Below are 18,591 nucleotides of genomic sequence, written 5' to 3'. Positions count from 1 at the left end.
TCATCTGCTGTTCTTCTTTTGTTTTTCTTTTTTTGTTGTTCGTCTTTTGCTTTTTTTCTTGTTTTGCTATTGATGTTCTATAAGTTATTATAAAAATAAGTATTTATATCATTATTATTGTCAGCTGGGATATGCTTTTATAGTTGTTATTCATAGTGTTAATTATGTTTTATCGCCTAGCTTTATTTGGTTGATTTTTTTGTTGTGAATTTCTTCTTTTCTTTCTTTTTTTGTTTTGTTTTTTTAGTTTTTATTGAATGTCTTATTCTAAGATACATCCATGTGTGTTCATTTTTTGAACTTATTTTTTATAAGACCGGCGCGCTCCTTGTCAGTCTTGATATTAAGAATACAAGCTAAATATCAAGGCGAAAAGATACCAGTTGCAAGGAAATGTATTGTATTGTGAGCTGTGTTTAAACTCAGTAAACTGTTTAAAGGGTGAATTATGATAAAAAGCATCTATCTTAAGCACAAAAAAAGCCCATACCAATGGGTATGAGCCGTATTTTGCAAAACTTACTGATAGCTTTAAAGTAATTAATAGTTTACCTAGTATTCACTACCATTAACCAATCATTAACGTTGAATCATTTTTTTGGGCTGTAAGCGGCCGTTTAGCTCTACTGCCCCCAAGCCTAAAAACTCGCCTTTAGGGTTCACAAGCTTGATATCTACTGAATCTAACGCCTCGTCCTTACCACTATCATCTGCATCACTGTGCCGTTGACTTAACATGGCCTGTATATAATCAGTGATGTCCTTATCAAGCTGAGGCTTGATATTAAGACGTTGCCCCATATGCAGGCGAGCACACTGACTGTCAGACACCTCAAGGGTCGGTATGCCATTGATACAGGCATCAATACCCAATAAATAAGCCAAGCGCTGCTCGTGAGATAGATCCTCAAGCGCCTCAAGACTTACTGCTTCGGCAATATCAAAATGTCCCACTTGAGTACGGCGCAGAGCAGTTAAATGCCCAAGCGTGCCTAACGCTGCGGCAATGTCTTCTCCCAGCACTCGAACATAGGTGCCTTTTGAGCAAGTGACATTTAAAATCAGCTCGTCGGACTGCGCGCCCAAGGTTAAGCTTATTGCTTGAATAGTGATAGGCCGTGCCGGACGATCAATCTCAATACCGGCGCGGGCATACTCATACAGTTTTTTTCCGTCTTTTTTTAGCGCAGAATACATGGGCGGTATTTGTTTAATATCTCCCATAAACTGCTGCGCCACAGCCTCTAGCTCAGCCGCAGTTAGCTTAGGTACAGCCGCGGTAGCAATGCTCTGCCCTTCTGCATCTCCAGTATCGGTTTGTATGCCAAGCTTAATAGTGGCCTGATACGCCTTATCAGCATCAAGCTGGTAGTGACTAAACTTAGTCGCCTCCCCTAAGCATACAGGCAATAAGCCGGTCGCCATAGGATCTAGAGTCCCAGTATGACCGGCTTTTTTGCTGTCGTGCAAAGGTGACTTAAGCAGATACTTAACCTTAGATACCACCTGCTGCGAGGTCAGACCTTGCGGCTTATCGATTAAAATAACCCCTGAAACTCGGCTTTTTTTGAGCGGAGCAGCAGGCGCTGATTGAATGATCTCTTCGGTCATCATATCTACTCTAAGTTGATTTTGATTAAGAACGGTCTTCACTGTCTAAGCGGTCTGCATCATCGTCTGCTGATGTCTGCTCCGTCTTAGTCACTGCCTTATTAATCAGGTCCATCATGTAGTTACCGCGCGCTGTTACTTCGTCATAATGGAATCTTAAGCGAGGTGTGGTACGGGTCTTTAAGCTGTGACTTAACTCAGTACGCAAAAATCCTGCCGCTTTATTAAGCACTTTTAGGCTCTCTTCATGACTGTGCTTGCTCATCGCATCATTAAGCTCAGGCTCCATGATGGTGACATACACGTCTGCATAGCCCAAGTCAGAGCTGACTTTGACACTCGAGATGGTCACAAACCCTGTCAAACGAGGATCATTAACATCATCACGGATAAGTACAGCAAGTTCACGCTGAATTTGATCGCCCAAGCGCTGTAAACGTTGGTTCATGGTTATATCCTTCAATGTCGTTATCAGGCTTAGATGACCTTTATTTGGCCAAAATTGTGATAACGGATAATAAAATAGCCAAAAGAGTTATCGAACAACTCAATAAATGGGGCTTGTTAAAAAGCTGTTAAAATTTTACTAAAAAAAAAGACCTAACAGGATGACCTGATAGGTCTTATGCTACAAGAAAATCAGATTAGATGGTGCGCTGAATTTCTTGGATTTCGAATACTTCGATCTTATCGCCGACTTCTACATCGTAGCCGCGAACCGCAAGACCACACTCCATACCAGAGCGTACTTCGTTCACGTCATCTTTGTAGCGACGTAATGATTGCAATTGACCGGTAAAGGCCACTTTGTCATCACGTAATACGCGGATAGACTTGTTACGGTATATGGTACCTTCAACCACCATACAACCGGCAGCTGCACCGAATTTACTAGAGCGGAATACATCACGTACTTCAGCAATACCCAAGATTTTTTCGCGATGCTCTGGAGACAACATACCACTCATTGCCGCTTTAACATCATCGATTAGGCCATAGATAACGCTGTAGTAGCGAATATCGATACCAGCTTCGTCAGCTTTGCGCTTGGCCGCATTATCGGCACGGACGTTAAAGCCTAATAATACCGCTTCGCTTGACTCAGCTAATGTCACATCAGACTCAGCAATCGGACCAACACCTGAGCTGATAACCTTAACTTTAACTTCGTCAGTTGACAGATCTTCTAAGGCTGCAAGTAGCGCTTCTAGTGTACCGCGTACGTCTGTTTTTAAGATGATGTTCAAGAATGACAAGTCATCTTGGCCCATCTGCTCAAACATACTCTCAAGGCGCATTTTGTTTTGACGCTCAAGTTGACGCTCACGCTCACGAGTGGCTCGGAATTCAGCAACTTCACGTGCTTTTTTCTCATCAGAGACTACCAAGAATTCACTACCTGCCGCAGGTGTATCCGGTAGACCTAAGATTTCTACGGGAATAGAAGGGCCCGCTGATTTGACACGTTTGCCGGTCTCGTCAGTCATCGCACGTACTTTACCGTAGAATTCACCAGCAAGTACTAGGTCACCTTGGTTTAGAGTTCCTTTCTTAACTAAGATAGAAGCAACTGCACCACGGCCTTTTTCTAGACGAGATTCAATAACCACACCTTGAGCGGCGCCGTCTGTTGGGGCTTCAAGTTCCATAAGCTCAGCTTGTAGGTTAATCAGCTCTAACAGCTCATCAATACCTTCACCGGTCTTAGCAGAGATTTTCGCCATAGGCACATCACCGCCCCACGCTTCAGTAACCACTTCTTTTGTGGTTAACTCATTTAATACGCGATCTGGATCTGCAGTGCTCTTATCCATCTTGTTAATAGCAACAATTAGCGGTGTACCTGAAGCACGAGCATGGTCAATAGCTTCTTCAGTTTGCGGCATCATACCGTCATCAGCAGCTACTACCAAAATAACGATATCGGTCGCTTGAGCACCACGTGAACGCATGGCGGTAAACGCTGCGTGACCTGGGGTGTCTAAGAAAGTAATAACGCCGCGATCGGTCTCAACGTGATAAGCACCGATATGCTGGGTAATACCACCGGCTTCACCCGTTGCTACTTTGGTTTCACGGATTTTATCAAGCAGCGAGGTTTTACCATGGTCAACGTGACCCATAATGGTAACCACTGGCGGACGTGTCTGAACATTACTGCGGCGCTCTTCTACCGCTTCTTGTAAGTCGTCTTCAACCTTGGTATCGCTTACTGGAATTGGGTTGTGACCCATTTCTTCAACGATTAAGCTGGCCGTGGCCTGATCAATCTCTTGGTCAGCACTGACAATCTCGCCCATCTTCATAAGCAGTTTAGTCACTTCACGGGCTTTCACCGCCATGCGCTGCGCTAAGTCTGAAACAACGATTTGCTCGCCGATTTCTACATCATGCACAATCTTCTCAACCGGCTTCTCAAACTTATGCTGAGAGGCTTGGCTTGATTTTAGACCATGCTTACGGTTGCGAATTTCACGCTCTTCTTGACCTTTACGGCGACGGCCACGAGTGGCAGTGCTGGCAGATCCACGTTTAATTTCACGACGCTCTTTTTCAAAAGACTCTTCTAACGCTTCACCCACCAGACCTTCGGCCAATGGCTCATCCTTACGAACTTCTGCCACGGGATCTTTGTCGCTGTATTTGCCAGCCATTTTGCGCATCTGCTCAAGGGTCTTCTTCTGAGCTTCTTCGGCTTGCTTACGACGGGTTTCTGCTTCAATTTGACGTAGACGTTCTTCTTCTGCTTCACGGGTTTCGCGGGCTTTACGCTCAGCGGCCGTTTCTACTTTAGGTTTGGTCTGAGCCACTTTCTTCTTAGGCGCTTCTTTTGCCGCAGCAGCAGCTTTACTGCCTTTTTTCACCACGACAGTAGATAACTCTTCTTTTTTATCGCTTGAAGAAGAACCGCCACCTAAGTTGGCACGCATGGCTGCCAAAGTTGCTGCTTGACGTTCTTCAGCTTCTTTTTTGACCTGCTCACGCTTTTTGGCTTCTTCTTCGGCGCGTTTTTTGGCTTCTAAAGCCGCTTGTTCACGCGCTGCAATTTCTTCAGCCAGTTTATTAGGATCTGGCTTTTCAAATACTTTTTTCTTACGCACTTCTACATTGACGCTTTTTGACTTGCCCGAGGAGCCAGTCACACGAGCGGTGCTCGTCGTTTTAGATTTTAGGCTAATACGACGCTTCTCTTTTTGTCCGTGCGATTGTTTTAAGAATGCTACTAACTGTTCTTGCTCAAGCTCGGTGACCAGGTCATCCTCGCCACGAGCAGGCAGCCCAGCATCAGTCAGTTGCTTTTGTACTGCACTGACTGTCTTGCTTACCATGTCTGCTAATTCTTTGACGGTCTTATCTGCCATTTATAGTCACCTATTTATTATTCTTCATTAAACCAAGATTCACGTGCTTTCATGATCAACTCACCAGCAGTTTTCTCATCAAGACCTTCAATGTCTTCAAGATCAAATACTGCCTGTTCTGCTAAATCATCTAACGTGATGATGTCACGTTGAGCCAGCTTGTACGCCCAGTCGGTCGTCATGCCGTCCATTGTGAGCAACTCTTTGCTTGGCTCTTTCATATTTTGCTGTTTAACCAGTTCATCAGCAATGACTACTTCTTTTGCACGCTCTTGAATCATTTCAATTGCGTCGTCGTCAAGACCTTCGATGTCATAGAAGGTTTCAACAGGCACATAAGCCACTTCTTCAATACTGGTAAAGCCTACATCTACTAGCGCTTGAGCTAAGTCTTCATCTACTTCTAGACGATTGTAGAACAGCTCAAGATAGGCTTTTGTTTCGTTTTGTTGACGTTCAAGGTATTCCGCCTCAAGCATCATGTTTAACTTATAACCGGTTAGCTCAGAAGCCAAACGTACGTTCTGGCCTTGGGCACCAATGGCGCGCGCTAACTGATCGTTGGCGGTAAAGATGATGTCTGCGGTCTTGGCATCTTCATCTAAAATAATACTGCTAACATCTGCAGGCTCAAGTGCACTGATGATATATTGCGCGGGGTCATCAGACCACACGATTACATCAATACGCTCGCCATCAAGCTCAGACTGTACCGCTTGGATACGGGTACCACGCATACCAATACACGCGCCTACAGGATCAATGCGATGGTCATTGGTTTTTACTGAAATTTTCGCACGAACCCCAGGCTGACGAGCCACATCACGGATTTCAATGATTTGTTCGTTAATCTCAGGCACTTCTTTGTTCATTAACGCCACCAACATATCTGGGCTGGTGCGCGATAACAATAACTGTGCGCCGCGGTTGTCACGGTTCACATGGTATAGGATAGCATTAATACGAGACTTTACACGTAATTGTTCACGAGGCAGCATTTGATCACGAGATAAATAGCCTTCAGCATTATCCCCTAAATCAATAATATAGCCATCACGCGTTTGTTTTTTAACTTCACCATACATCATCTCACCAATTCTTGGCTCGAAGGCATCGGCAGTTAATGCACGCTCTGCTTCACGAATTTTTTGGATAATCACTTGCTTGGCCTGAGTGGCGGCAATACGTCCAAATTCGATAGATTCGATTTGCTCTTCTTTAATGTCACCAATAGACCATTCGTTTTCATCTAAATCACTGATGGCTAATTGACATGCTGGCATTTCGTGGTCTTCGTCGGCAACCACAGTCCAATAGCGATAGGTATCATAATCACCGGTATCACGGTCAATTTCAACCCTTACTGCCACTTCTGGCTGCTCGGTATAAACTCTTTTTTTGGTAGAAACCACCAAAGCCTCTTCAATTGCCTCAAAGATGTCTTCTGGATTTAGGCCTTTCTCGTTACTGACGGTTTCTACTACCGTTAAAATTTCTCGACTCATTACACACCTATCCTCGCCTACTTGTCATTTAAAGTAGCAAAAAATTATTAAAATTTATTTTTTATCTTAGGCCTAAAAGCTGCGATGTTTAATCTCATTCAAAACGCGGCCTACTATTTCCTCATTCTATCTAGTCTCTACACGCTATATAAGCACATAACTTATCGATAGTTGGCATACCTTATAAATAATTAAGACATGCAGATTAGATTAGACTGAATTAATAGTAACTGACGATGTCAAATCAAGTTAAATATGACAGTAAGCTTTCAACCAACTTATACCCTAAGACTACAGATCTTGATAGATTAAATTTGCTTTATCAATATTATCAAGGGCAATATCATAGCGCTCACCGTCAGCGGTCACGACCGATAACTGCTTGTCATCTAATTGCTCAAGCTTACCGGTTACTTTGCGGCGTTTTGAACTTCCAGTACCCACAGCTTGAATCAAGCGTAGATTGATGGTCTGACCCATATAATCTGTCATTTGCTCAGGGGCAAAGAAAGGTCGATCAAGACCTGGAGAGGACACTTCAAGTACATACTCGCCCGCAATGGGATCATGCACTTCAAGAACACCACTGACTTGGTGGGTGACGGCAGCACAATTTTCAATAGTAACTTGTTTATCGGCTGCTTTATCTTCTGGCAAGGCTTCAATATAAATGCGTAATAGCGAACGCCCACCTTGCGGTAGGAACTCCACACCCCATAGTGCCACATCACAAGCTGCAACAGCTGGTGCAATAATATCGGTTAACTGGGTGACTTTGTTAGATAGCTTCATGACTTATTTGTTTAGTCCATAAATAGAAGTATCTATTATAAATGCATATTATGACTATTAGGCAATATTAAAAATAACAGATACAAAAAAACCCACAAACAATATGGTGGGTTAAATGAAAAAGGTAAGATTGAAATAAAAAATGGTAGCGGGGGCTGGATTTGAACCAACGACCTTCGGGTTATGAGCCCGACGAGCTACCAGACTGCTCCACCCCGCATCAATCTAGGCTGACTATTATATGGAGTTTATTAGGGGTTGTCAAGCATTAAACTAATTTAAATTCAAAACTTTAACCACTACCCTGATAACGCCTATTCTAACAGCTTTACCTGATACATCTTAACACATTTGGCCAGCTATATCGCCGTAACTTATCTTATTATAAGCTTTTATAGCAAAAGCTGATTTTGATAAGTGCTCACGCTTATTTGCTGTCCACAGCCATCATAACCGGCTGTCCTATATTGTCGTTACTACTTGTATATAAGGCATATATGGCTTATTTTCAATAGCAATGTCGATAAATCTGCTAATTTAATCGGATTTAACAGACACATCATACAGTATAGGTACGTGCTTTGTCTTTATATTGGTGCGATTGGAGGGACTTGAACCCTCACGGCTTGCGCCACCACCCCCTCAAGATGGCGTGTCTACCAATTCCACCACAATCGCATTGTCTAATTCAATCTGCTCTCTATTTATTTTGCTTCTGACTGATTTTTACTACCCAAGCTGTTATTGAGGTTAAACAGATCGGTAATCACGATATCTCAGATAGCAACGCTACTTTTTTATATAAAATCTATATAAAAGAAGATAGTGCCCATAGATTGCTTTAATATTTATTAAATTAGGTGGCACATTCTACTCGTCTTTGACAGTGGGTGCAACCTATTTAGTTTACCACCAAGGCCAACTGAGCTGCAGCGCTTTGTTTTAGCTATGCTAGCCTATTCAGCAGGAGCCGGCGTAGGCTCAGGGGCCGTCACTGGTGCTTGCGATGCGGCCGGAACATCTAAGCGATACTGACCTTCAGCCTGTTTGCGTGCATGCACCGCCAAAGTTAGACTGGTAGTAAAGAAGATAATCGCTAAAATGGCTGTGGCACGGGTCAAAAAGTTGGCACTACCGGCTGCTCCAAATACTGTGCCTGAAGCCCCTGCGCCAAATGAAGCGCCCGCATCAGCTCCCTTACCGTGTTGAATTAAAATCAACCCAATCATGGCAATAGCAACAATAATGTGAATCGCTAGAATAATGTTAAACATGCTTTGCCTTACTTAATCTTAAGAGTTAAAGAGGATAATGTTATCAAATATAAGGGAGTGTTTATCCCCAGTTTTACCACAACAACTATCTATTATGACAACGTTCATGTCACCGTTTATCAGGGCAGAGCGCCAAGCTATCAAGCCTAGCGCCGCTTATTTTATCTAGTTATTAAAGCATTTAGCAATCGCAAGAAAGCTGTCTGCCTGCAGGGCGGCACCGCCAACCAACACCCCATTGATCTGGTCTGAGGCAGCAAAATCTGCAGCATTCTCAGGCTTAACGCTGCCACCATAAATCACTGGGGTGGTATCAAGCTTATTATCAAATGAATGCAACTGCTGACGGATAAAGCGATGTATTTGTGTCACCTGCTCTACGCTTGGTACCTTACCGGTACCAATGGCCCACACCGGCTCATAAGCGATAATCAGGTTTTGCTCGGCATATCCCGCCTGCTCAGGCTTTAATTGCTGTAAAAAGTCAGCAATAACTTGTAACTGCTCATCCAACACTTGCTCAGTGTGACCCGCCTCAAAGTCGCTCTCTGACTCACCAATGCACAAAATCACGCCCAAGCCTTGCTCAGCGCTATTAAGCAGCTTTTTTAGCAGTACGGCGTTGCTTTCTTTATAGTACTGACGGCGCTCAGAGTGACCGACAATCACCCACTGTACGCCCATATCTTTTAGCTGCTTAGCCGAGACATCACCAGTATAAGCCCCTGATTCAGCACTGAGTGCGCTCACATCTTGCGCAGCCAGCTTAAGAGTAGATGAGTTGGCGTTAAGTGCCTGCTGCACTGGGCTTAAATGTAAAAAGCTTGGGGCCAACATAAGATGGCAATTATCCATGCTGCGGGTTTGAGCGTCAACGCCTTCTACTAAGTCTGTCACCAAGTGCTGTACTTGCTCAAGCGACGTAGGATTTAGCTTCCAGTTTCCGATAACCCAAGACTTCATAACACGCTCACCTAAAAACCAATTAATCAAAAGGGCCTATTAAGCCCCGAATAAATAAAACCAAAATAACAAACAACATTGTGACAGCGCATTGTTTAGGTTTAGCTGTCTAAAAATATGATAGCCCTAAATTATATCATAGTCTTATCTAACAGATTTAGCCTTTGTTGTTTTGAAAACGCCAAAATTTAAAATTAAAAACTGTGTTAACCTAAGCTAACTCAATTTACTCTGGCTAAGCCGTTAATTTTAGGCCAATTGTCTGAACAAACCACCCGATCTTAACTGTAAGAGGTTGCTAATGCCCCTTACGCCTACTCAGACAAGGATGCGATATGTCCCGGCCCCCTTCGCTTAATCAACTAGCTGCCGCTCCCTCTGCGACTCTAGCACAGGCAGAGCATGGCGCGCATCAGCCTCATGATTTACAGCAAGATCCGGTAGTTCAGCTGGTACAGGATTTATTGTGTCAGGCAGTAGATAAAGGCGCCTCTGACCTACACTTTGAGCCCTATGAGCATACGTTTCGGGTACGCTTTCGTATCGATGGCGTCATGCAGCAAGTGGCCACACCAGCGCTTGAGCTGCAAGCTAAGATATGTGCCCGCCTAAAGATTATGGCACAAATGGACATATCTGAGCGGCGTATGCCTCAAGATGGCCGTATTAGGCTGCAACTAAATGGGATGCCGACACTAAACTTTCGTGCCAATGCTCTACCCACTTTGTTCGGTGAAAAAATTGTGCTTCGGGTTATTAATCCAGCCGCCTCTATCGCTGGTATTGATAGCCTCGGGCTTGAGCCTGAGCAAAAACAGCAGTTTTTACAAGCGCTACAGCAGCCGCAAGGTATCTTATTAATTACCGGCCCCACAGGCTCTGGCAAAACCTTATCGCTCTATACCGGTCTAGATATTTTAAACACGGTGGCCACCAATATCTGCACTGTAGAAGATCCGGTTGAAATTAATTTAACAGGTATCAATCAGGTCACCGTCAATCCTAAAGTCGGACTGAGCTTTGCGGTGGCCTTAAAGTCATTTTTGCGCCAAGACCCCGATGTATTAATGGTGGGTGAGATACGTGATTTTGAAACCGCGGATACTGCCATTAAAGCGGCACAAACTGGCCATTTGGTGCTCTCTACCCTGCACACCAACTCAGCTGCTGAAACCTTAACTCGCCTGCATCATATGGGCGTAGCTTACTTTAATATTGCTACCGCCATTAGTCTGGTAGTGGCGCAGCGTCTGGCAAGATGCTTGTGCCGCCACTGCAAAATCCCTTGTGTGGTTCCTAAGGTAAGTCTCATTGAGATTGGCTTTAGCGCCGAAGAGTTGGCACAGCCTGAGCATATCATCTATAAGGCGGTGGGCTGTGATAAGTGCTGTGAGGGTTACAAAGGGCGCATCGGTGTGTTTGAGGTGATGCCCATGAACACGGCGCTTGCACAAATGATTATGCAAGGTGCTAATGCCATTGAGATAAAAGCGGCTGCCACCGAGCAAGGCTTTTTTGACTTAAGGCGGGCCGCTATTTTGAAAGTGCTTCAAGGCATCCTTAGCATTGAAGAAATGACCCGCATGACGGCCCAGTAATGCAGCGTTGGCTACCTTATCTATCTGGATCTATCTGACACTCTTATTTTCTTTACTTGAGGTATCTGTTGTGAGCCCCGTCCCCAATCAAACCAAACTCAAAACGCTTGAGTTTGTGTATCAAGGCATCAACCCTCAAGGTATGAAGGTAAAAGGCATACTGACCAGTAGCAGTATGGCGCTGGCCAAAGCTCAGCTGCGCAAACAAGGCATAGTGACCCAGCGCATTCGGCGTAAGCCTAAAGCGCTTTGGCGTCGGCAAAAGAAGATAACCGCACTTGATATCAGTCTGTTTGTGCGGCAATTGGCGACGATGACCAAGGCCGGCGTGCCCATAGTACAGGCCTTTGAGCTTATTGCTCAAGCACTTGATAAACCCAGTATGAAGCAGCTGGTTTTACGGGTAAAACAGCAGCTTGAGACTGGTATGTCCTTAGAAGATAGCCTGCGGGCCCATCCAAAACAGTTTGATGACCTGTTTTGTGCTTTAGTGTCTGCAGCAGAGCACTCCGGCACGCTAGATACCTTACTTGAGCGCATCGCTGATTACAAAGAAAACAACGAGCTGCTTAAAATTAAGCTAAAAAAAGCCATCAAATATCCGCTAGCCGTCATGCTGGTGGCGATGATTGTCAGTATTATCTTATTGTTAAAAGTGGTGCCGGTGTTCGCAGACCTATATGACTCTATGGGGTCACAGCTGCCTGCCTTTACCCAATTTGTAGTCACTTTGTCTCATATCATGCAAAAGCTTTGGCCAATTTTTTTGCTACTGACGATAGCGGCTGTAATCACTTTTAGGCAGGCCCAAAAACGCAGCCTAGGCTTTAATCAGTGGCTCGACAAAGCGATATTAAAGCTGCCCATTTTTGGTAGCATAGCCTATCAAGCCATTATTGCCCGCTTTTGCCGCACCTTAGCCACCACTTATGCTGCAGGTGTCCCGCTGTTAGAAGCACTAGGTGCCACTGCCGCTGCAACTGACAATCATGTCTTTGAGACGGCCACCTACCAGATGAGACAACAGGTAGCTGCTGGTCAACGCCTTGAGCGCTCCATGCGCAACAGCCAGCTTTTTCCAGCTCTTGCCGTACAAATGGTGAGTATCGGCGAGGAGTCTGGTAGCTTAGAGCAGATGCTTAATAAGGTGGCTGATTATTATGAAGCTCAGGTGACCCATGCCGTTGATGGGTTAACCGACCTAATGGAGCCCATTATCATGGTGATCATTGGCCTGCTGGTCGGCGGGTTGATAGTGGCGATGTACTTACCTATTTTTCAAATGGGCTCAATCCTTGGCTAGCGGCAGTGTTTTATTGAGCGCTAAGCCCTTATTAACCTTCTGATGAATCATGTCTCAATTTTTATAAACAATAGGCTGATGTTATGCAGTTTTGGCAAGTCTGGCAGTTTTTTGAACCGCACAATTTAGCGACGCCTGATGTATTTGCTCTTGGTGTATTTGCCATAGTGGGCTTGTGTGTGGGCAGCTTATTAAATGTGGTGATTTATCGCACCCCATTAATACTGCAGCGGCAGTGGCGACTGGGCTCACTACAGTTTTTGCAATCGCAGCCTGATGTGCCAGCGGATGCGCTAGCGCCTGTGGCTGCCTGCATCACCCAAGATATGCCATTGTCGCTGTGGCGCCCAAGCTCACAGTGCCCGCAGTGTCATACGCCCATTGCTTGGCGTCACAAATTGCCTATTATCAGTTGGCTGTGGCTAAAAGGCAGATGCGCCTCTTGTCGCCGCCGCATTGGTTTGCGTTATCCGTTGATTGAGCTTCTGACCGCCGTGCTGAGCGTTTTGGTGATTTACCAATTGGGCATGTCGCTTGCCGGCCTTTGTGCCTTGGTATTTTTGTGGTTATTAATTGCGCTGGTGGGGATTGATTTTGAGACGCAGTATTTACCCGATAATCTGACCTACCCCTTAGCTATCTTGGGGCTTATGGTGAACAGCCACAGCGTTTTTGTGTCGCCAAGCTTATCTATTTGGGGGCTAATCTTAGGCTATCTTAGTCTATGGGTGGTGGTGAAAGTATTTTATTTATTTACCCGCAAGCAAGGTATGGGCCAAGGCGATTTTAAGCTACTGGCGGCTCTGGGAGCTTGGCTTGGGCCATTTATGCTGCCATTTGTCATCTTGCTATCTTCCGTGCTCGGCACTATCATGGGGCTTATATTGCTAAAAAAACGACGGGAGAGCCAGCCCTTTGCTTTTGGTCCTTATTTGGCGTTAGCGGGCTTGGTTGCACTGTTATATGGTGAGGCGTTGATGCACTGGTATTTGCGACGCTATTAGCCTAGGGGATTACTAATTTAGAATGCTACGAACTTAGGATTCTATTAGCTTAGGATTCTATTAGCTTAGAATGCTACGAACTTAGGATTCTATTAGCTTAGGATTCTATTAGCTTAGGACGCTGCTGGCTTAGGGCTTTATTGGCTTAGTGCACGCCTCATTTGGGTGACTACCCAAGGCTATCGGCAGATTAACGATAAAAACACAGTCACTAGTCATCCTCTATAGATAACACCCCACAGAGTCACCATTAACACCCTGTTGAGATTGAGTACACTAATTAATACAAAGCTGCCGTAAAAACATGCTACTTTTATCAGCCAGTTAGCCCTGAGTCAATAAGCCAGAGTTAACCGCTTCTTTTATCGTAATTTTAGTAGCTGTTTTCTCGTAAGTTTAGCAGCAGATTTCAATAACACCGCTAAGCTTTTGGTTTTGATAGCTGCTTGGGGCTAAATATACGCCATAGCAAGCGTAAGCTTTAGGCCACAATCCCAACCCCGTTCAATCTTATAGAACACCCGCTTTAAGGTATTGCCATGACATACGCCAGCGCCGCCACTTTGGACTCTTATATCAATGATGCTCAAGAGGAGCCTGTGATTGACCCGCCACAAAAATTTGAAACCTTTTATGTCAGCAAGCCCATTATCGGTCTAACCGGCGGTATTGGCAGTGGTAAAACCGCCGTCTCTAACTGGTTCGCCACTCAGGGCATCGACGTGGTAGATGCCGATGTGGTCGCCCATCAAATTATGCATAAAGGCAGCCCCACCCTACAAGCACTGGTAGAGGCCTTAGGAGAGTGGGTTGTTGATGCGCAAGGAGAAATGAACAGACGCGCAGTTCGCGAGCATGTGTTTGCCAATAACAAAGCACTACTAACTTTAGAATCGATCACCCATCCTGCCATCCGTCAAGAAATCAAAAACCAGCTCAGTCAAGCTCAGTCGGCATACGTTATCTTGTCAGCGCCCTTGCTGCTTGAGAGCTATGAAGCAGGCCTGGTGTCTTTGTGTGATAGAGTACTGGTGGTCGATGCCTCCGAGGAGACGCAGCTTAAACGTGCCAGCAGCCGAGATACCCAAAGCATAGACAAGATCAAAGCCATTATGGCCAATCAATTGACCCGAGAGGCCCGTATCGAGCAGGCCGATGACGTGGTGTGTAACAATGGCGACTTAGATGCGTTGTATGCGCAATTACTGCCGCTGCATCACAACTATTTAAACCTAAAAAAAATGTAGCCTCGTGCAATAAAGCCCCGTGCCTTGACACACAAAGGGCGCGCTTATGCTAAGCGCGCCCTTTTTGCCTCTTAAGCTGTTGTCTGTCTTAATCAGACTGATATTAAGGCTGATGACGCTGACGGCTCACTTCATACAAGACCATGCCCGTGGCCACACTGACATTCAAGCTTTGTAGTGAGCCATGCTTATTACCAGTCATGGGAATGTACACCAGCTCATCACAGCGCTCGGTGGTCAAGCGGCGCATGCCCTCACCCTCTGAACCCATAATGATGGCCACCTTACCCTTTAGGTCCACATCTGGCAGAGCCTTAGCGGTGGCGTCAAGCGCCGTACCATAAACAAACACCCCTGCTTGCTTTAAGTTCTCAATACAGCGTGCCAGATTAGTCACAGCGATGACTGGCATGATTTCCATGGCACCTACCGATACTTTGGCCACAGTTGGTGTGAGGCTCGCTGAATGGTGCTTAGGGCAAATCACCGCATCAACACCCATCGCCGCTGCCGTACGCAAGCAGGCACCTAGGTTATGCGCATCCGTAATCTGGTCTAACACCAAAAATAGGGCATCATCTGATTGAGCAAGACTTGTAATCTCACCTTCATCGGCCATGGCTAACGGACGGGCATTGAGTACCACACCTTGGTGCTGCGGACTACCGCACAATGCGGTCAGCTTATCACGGCTGGCCTCCTGGATGCTCACCCCCATCTGCTCAGCCAATTGTAAAATCTCTTCAAAAGTAGAGTCGGCTTCGTCCTGAGTGCTGCTGTCTTTGTGAGCACGGCCTTGCTGAATAAATAAAGCCATGGCGTCGGTAGGACGGTGCGACAACAAAGCGTGAATTGCGTGAATGCCATAAAAATGGACGGGCTTTGCCATAAAATAACCTTTTTAAACGATGGATTTTAACGGTGAGGGCAGCCATACGGCGCAACTTGATGACTGCGTTTCTCGCTTATTATAAGACACAACGCGATGACTTTGTGGCTTAAATAACAGCCCAGAAGACACAAAAGCACCCTAAGTGGCAGCCTAGGATGCTTAAAACAAATACCAATAAGTGGGTGGTAAGCCGCTTGTCCTACCCTTCTAGGTGACAAATATACTGCACAATTTGTTCAGTACGTAGCGCAAAGCTGCTGTCCCCTGCGACAACAAAAGCTTGGCCAGCGCGATAATAAGTAAACTCATCCTCTCCGGTGATTTTTACTTCACACTCTCCTGAGGTAATCTCCATTCTCTCTGAGGTGTGGGTGGCGAATTCATACTCACGGACATGCTCATCACAAGGTAGTATGATGCCCAGCATTTTTTTGCTGCCATCTTCAAATAATACCGTGTGGCTACTACAGCGTCCATCATAAGAGATGGTTGCATTCTTTACGACAGAAACCTGGTCATAAGTCGTCGGCATGATGACTTCCTTAATCTTAATCTACTTTATGATAACCATGGGCTAAAAATCAGATATCGCTAAACTTACAGCCCTACTCTTGTTGATGCTATTTTTTGTTATTCAATCCTACCACAATATTGCTAATATAATTGTGACAACAAATCAGTTTTTTAGTTAATGGCTATTCCAAACTGTCATTAGCCATTATCTGCTCGCTCTACGTCCTATGTCGCTCAACGTTATGATCGCAGTCGCTTGCACAATACCTATAGTAAAACTGTACTTTGGCTAAACACAGGCGCTGCTCTCTTAACCTACCCATATCCTTTTTTTACCAGCAGCCATGCCTCAATATGGGCATCAATTCACAGCCGTTATCAACAGATTTCTACCTTGCATTTTTACAGCAATACCTTTATATAACGGGCACACGACCTATTATTTTACGATTATAAAGTTGCTTATATTCAAGTTAAATCAGACTTAGATTGTGTGACTTTATGCGCCTAAAAGCAACAAATAATTGGTTATCTAAAGCAATATAAAAGTCACGATAAAAGCTGCGCACCGTTTGCTTTTATACCTTCATAGATATACGATACCCTAACTAATTTCGTCCTTTTTTTAGTGTTTTTTGATAACAAACACCCATTTTTGAGATTGCTGATGCTAACTTCGCTGACACTGCAAAACTTTGCCTTAATCAATCACCATGAGCTCTCCTTATACGACGGTTTTAACGTTATTACTGGAGAAACTGGCGCGGGTAAATCCTTATTATTAGATGCGCTCTCCTTATGTATTGGCGGCCGAGCAGACACCAGTATGGTACGTCATGGCAAGGACAATGCTGATATCTATGCTCAGTTCGAATTTGTGCTACCGGCTACAAAAAATCGCTCAACTACAGCCAAAGATAGTGCCAATAATAATACCGAACCCAGTGCCAACTCTAACGACAAAGGCACAGTGGCACTGATACAAGACTGGTTTGAGCGTCACGAAAGGGAATTTGACGGTGAGATATTAATTCGTCGCCAATTAAGCAGCAATGGCCGCTCAAAAGCTTGGCTTAACGGAGTGCCTGTCAGCTTAACCGAATTAAAAGAGCTGGGCGCTATGCTGGTTAATATTCACAGTCAGCACGCTCAGCAAGCTTTATTAAAGCCAGCATTTGTGGTGCAGTGGCTCGATAATATCGCCGGTCTTCAGCCCTTAGCGGCACAAACTGAACACGCATATCGAGCCTATCAGAAGCTAAAACGCCAAGCTGAAGAGGTCGCTGCCAAAGAGGCGCATCGCAATGACCGTATTGAGCTGTTAAACAGTCAATTGGCAGATATATCACCGTTATTGGCGGTTGATTATGAGCAAGTAGAAGCGGAGCATGATGAGCTATCAAACCTAGAAGCTTTGATGCTTGAAGCCAGTCATGCGGTGCAATTATTAGACAATGATTCTGATGACCCAGATGCCATGGACCTGCTGGGTAAAGCCATCCGCTTATGTGACAATCAGTCGGATGTCAGCCCCACGTTTAGTCAAGCCAGCGAATCGCTACATTTGGCGCAGCAACACGTCAGTGAGGCCGCCGCCTTATTGACCGATTATGCTGAGCAGCAGCTGCCGGACCCTGAGCGTCTCGAAGAGCTGAACGCTTTGATTAGCCTTGGCCACCGCTTATCACGCAAACATGGGCTTCCAGCAAGCAACTTGGTGCAAGAGGCACAAATCTGGCAGCAAGAGCTTGATGGCTTGGTCAATCAGCCAAGCTCTGAGGTACTAGAGGCACAAATTCAAGACGCTTGGGCCGAGTTTAAACACCTCGCTTTGACGTTAGATACCGCGCGTCAACAAGTGGCACCCAGCATAGGCGAGAAGCTGGTGGCTCAATTACAGCCGCTGGCGCTACCCAATGCCCGCTGTGAGTTTGTATTTACCCCAAAAGATGAGAGTCATTATAACGCTCAAGGGGCACACGATATTGAGCTGATGTTCAGCGCTAACGTGGGTATGCCGATGCAGCCTCTATACAAGATTGCGTCAGGGGGTGAGTTGTCACGTATGGCGCTGGTGATGCAGGTCTTACTGGCCACTCACCAGACATTAGATGGTCAGTCTGCGCACTCTCAAAATCAACACAGTGACTTTTCTGAGCCGATGCTGGTGTTTGATGAGGTGGATGTGGGTATCAGCGGCGGCACCGCTCAGGTAGTGGGAGAACTGCTGCGTCAATTGGGCAGCCGCCGTCAGCTGTTGGCCATTACCCACCAGGCTCAAGTTGCCGCTCAAGCACATCAGCACATCTTGGTACAAAAGCATCATGATACCAAAGAGGGCCAAACCACCAGTCAAATTGATATCATTAGCCATGACGCTCAAGTGGATGAGCTGGCACGCATGTCAGGTGGGGTTAATATTACTGAAATTACCCGTGAGCATGCGCGCAGTCTCTTAGCTGATGTCAGCAGTGAGTAGTACATGCCTTCAATCTGCTAAGGGCTTTTGCTTAAGCTATCCACGGGG

General features: G+C 45.4%; 14 protein-coding genes and 2 tRNA genes. 5 read left to right on the top strand and 11 right to left on the bottom strand.

Annotation, left to right across the window (positions count from 1 at the left end; translation table 11 throughout):
- Positions 1-579 precede the first annotated feature (579 nt).
- The 9 genes from truB to tpiA all read right to left on the bottom strand — a co-directional run bounded on the left by truB (position 580) and on the right by tpiA (position 9,507).
- On the bottom strand, positions 580-1,614 hold the full coding sequence (truB, locus tag MN210_RS00845; RefSeq protein WP_338412389.1) for a tRNA pseudouridine(55) synthase TruB: 1,035 nt from the start codon (positions 1,612-1,614) through the stop codon (positions 580-582).
- Between the two features lie 22 nt (positions 1,615-1,636).
- Positions 1,637-2,059, bottom strand: coding sequence for a ribosome-binding factor A (locus MN210_RS00840; protein ID WP_011959453.1), 423 nt, complete (start codon positions 2,057-2,059; stop codon positions 1,637-1,639).
- A 196-nt stretch (positions 2,060-2,255) separates the two neighbouring features.
- Positions 2,256-4,973 carry a translation initiation factor IF-2 gene (gene infB / locus MN210_RS00835; protein WP_011959452.1) on the bottom strand — a complete coding sequence of 906 codons (2,718 nt, stop codon included), beginning with the start codon at positions 4,971-4,973 and terminating at the stop codon, positions 2,256-2,258.
- Positions 4,974-4,990: 17 nt separating this feature from the next.
- Complete coding sequence (nusA, locus tag MN210_RS00830; protein WP_011959451.1) at positions 4,991-6,478, bottom strand: transcription termination factor NusA; 1,488 nt, start codon at positions 6,476-6,478, stop codon at positions 4,991-4,993.
- Positions 6,479-6,769: 291 nt separating this feature from the next.
- Entirely contained in the window at positions 6,770-7,270 is a 501-nt protein-coding gene (rimP, locus tag MN210_RS00825; RefSeq protein ID WP_241878916.1) for a ribosome maturation factor RimP, read from the bottom strand.
- Between the two features lie 143 nt (positions 7,271-7,413).
- Positions 7,414-7,490, bottom strand: a tRNA-Met gene (locus tag MN210_RS00820).
- Positions 7,491-7,863: 373 nt separating this feature from the next.
- Positions 7,864-7,948 (bottom strand) — tRNA-Leu (locus MN210_RS00815).
- A 278-nt stretch (positions 7,949-8,226) separates the two neighbouring features.
- Positions 8,227-8,544 (bottom strand): preprotein translocase subunit SecG, encoded by a 318-nt coding sequence (gene secG / locus MN210_RS00810; protein WP_011959449.1) that lies wholly within the window; start codon positions 8,542-8,544, stop codon positions 8,227-8,229.
- Positions 8,545-8,709: 165 nt separating this feature from the next.
- Positions 8,710-9,507 (bottom strand): triose-phosphate isomerase, encoded by a 798-nt coding sequence (gene tpiA, locus MN210_RS00805; RefSeq protein ID WP_201545875.1) that lies wholly within the window; start codon positions 9,505-9,507, stop codon positions 8,710-8,712.
- Positions 9,508-9,842: 335 nt separating this feature from the next.
- On the opposite strand from tpiA, the gene MN210_RS00800 reads away from it, so the two are divergent.
- The 4 genes from MN210_RS00800 to coaE all read left to right on the top strand — a co-directional run bounded on the left by MN210_RS00800 (position 9,843) and on the right by coaE (position 14,659).
- The gene (locus MN210_RS00800; protein ID WP_338412388.1) at positions 9,843-11,105 is read left to right on the top strand and encodes an ATPase, T2SS/T4P/T4SS family; all 1,263 of its coding nucleotides are present in this window, start codon (positions 9,843-9,845) and stop codon (positions 11,103-11,105) included.
- Positions 11,106-11,175: 70 nt separating this feature from the next.
- A complete protein-coding gene (locus MN210_RS00795) occupies positions 11,176-12,408 on the top strand; it encodes a type II secretion system F family protein (protein ID WP_425605623.1) in 1,233 nt (410 codons plus the stop codon).
- An 83-nt stretch (positions 12,409-12,491) separates the two neighbouring features.
- Positions 12,492-13,412 carry a prepilin peptidase gene (locus MN210_RS00790; RefSeq protein WP_338412387.1) on the top strand — a complete coding sequence of 307 codons (921 nt, stop codon included), beginning with the start codon at positions 12,492-12,494 and terminating at the stop codon, positions 13,410-13,412.
- Positions 13,413-13,951: 539 nt separating this feature from the next.
- Complete coding sequence (coaE, locus tag MN210_RS00785) at positions 13,952-14,659, top strand: dephospho-CoA kinase (RefSeq protein ID WP_083757352.1); 708 nt, start codon at positions 13,952-13,954, stop codon at positions 14,657-14,659.
- Between the two features lie 103 nt (positions 14,660-14,762).
- Here coaE and rlmB read toward each other — a convergent pair whose 3' ends face one another.
- Entirely contained in the window at positions 14,763-15,548 is a 786-nt protein-coding gene (gene rlmB / locus MN210_RS00780; RefSeq protein WP_338412386.1) for a 23S rRNA (guanosine(2251)-2'-O)-methyltransferase RlmB, read from the bottom strand.
- 202 nt (positions 15,549-15,750) lie between these two features.
- Positions 15,751-16,083, bottom strand: a complete 333-nt coding sequence (locus tag MN210_RS00775) for a pyrimidine/purine nucleoside phosphorylase (protein WP_011959442.1) — start codon at positions 16,081-16,083, stop codon at positions 15,751-15,753.
- Between the two features lie 648 nt (positions 16,084-16,731).
- Between MN210_RS00775 and MN210_RS00770 the strand changes: the two genes are divergently transcribed.
- On the top strand, positions 16,732-18,543 hold the full coding sequence (locus tag MN210_RS00770) for a DNA repair protein RecN (RefSeq protein ID WP_011959441.1): 1,812 nt from the start codon (positions 16,732-16,734) through the stop codon (positions 18,541-18,543).
- Positions 18,544-18,591 lie beyond the last annotated feature (48 nt).

Source organism: Psychrobacter raelei (assembly GCF_022631235.3).
GTDB lineage: Bacteria > Pseudomonadota > Gammaproteobacteria > Pseudomonadales > Moraxellaceae > Psychrobacter > Psychrobacter raelei.
The sequence above is the reverse complement of the archived record's forward strand: the minus strand, read 5'-3'. Positions and strand labels throughout refer to the sequence as shown.

Coding starts and splice junctions, on each gene's coding strand:
- truB (WP_338412389.1), bottom strand. CDS start 1,614: ATGATGACCGAAGAGATCATTCAATCAGCGCCTGCTGCTCCGCTCAAA.
- MN210_RS00840 (WP_011959453.1), bottom strand. CDS start 2,059: ATGAACCAACGTTTACAGCGCTTGGGCGATCAAATTCAGCGTGAACTT.
- infB (WP_011959452.1), bottom strand. CDS start 4,973: ATGGCAGATAAGACCGTCAAAGAATTAGCAGACATGGTAAGCAAGACA.
- nusA (WP_011959451.1), bottom strand. CDS start 6,478: ATGAGTCGAGAAATTTTAACGGTAGTAGAAACCGTCAGTAACGAGAAA.
- rimP (WP_241878916.1), bottom strand. CDS start 7,270: ATGAAGCTATCTAACAAAGTCACCCAGTTAACCGATATTATTGCACCA.
- secG (WP_011959449.1), bottom strand. CDS start 8,544: ATGTTTAACATTATTCTAGCGATTCACATTATTGTTGCTATTGCCATG.
- tpiA (WP_201545875.1), bottom strand. CDS start 9,507: ATGAAGTCTTGGGTTATCGGAAACTGGAAGCTAAATCCTACGTCGCTT.
- MN210_RS00800 (WP_338412388.1), top strand. CDS start 9,843: ATGTCCCGGCCCCCTTCGCTTAATCAACTAGCTGCCGCTCCCTCTGCG.
- MN210_RS00790 (WP_338412387.1), top strand. CDS start 12,492: ATGCAGTTTTGGCAAGTCTGGCAGTTTTTTGAACCGCACAATTTAGCG.
- coaE (WP_083757352.1), top strand. CDS start 13,952: ATGACATACGCCAGCGCCGCCACTTTGGACTCTTATATCAATGATGCT.
- rlmB (WP_338412386.1), bottom strand. CDS start 15,548: ATGGCAAAGCCCGTCCATTTTTATGGCATTCACGCAATTCACGCTTTG.
- MN210_RS00775 (WP_011959442.1), bottom strand. CDS start 16,083: ATGCCGACGACTTATGACCAGGTTTCTGTCGTAAAGAATGCAACCATC.
- MN210_RS00770 (WP_011959441.1), top strand. CDS start 16,732: ATGCTAACTTCGCTGACACTGCAAAACTTTGCCTTAATCAATCACCAT.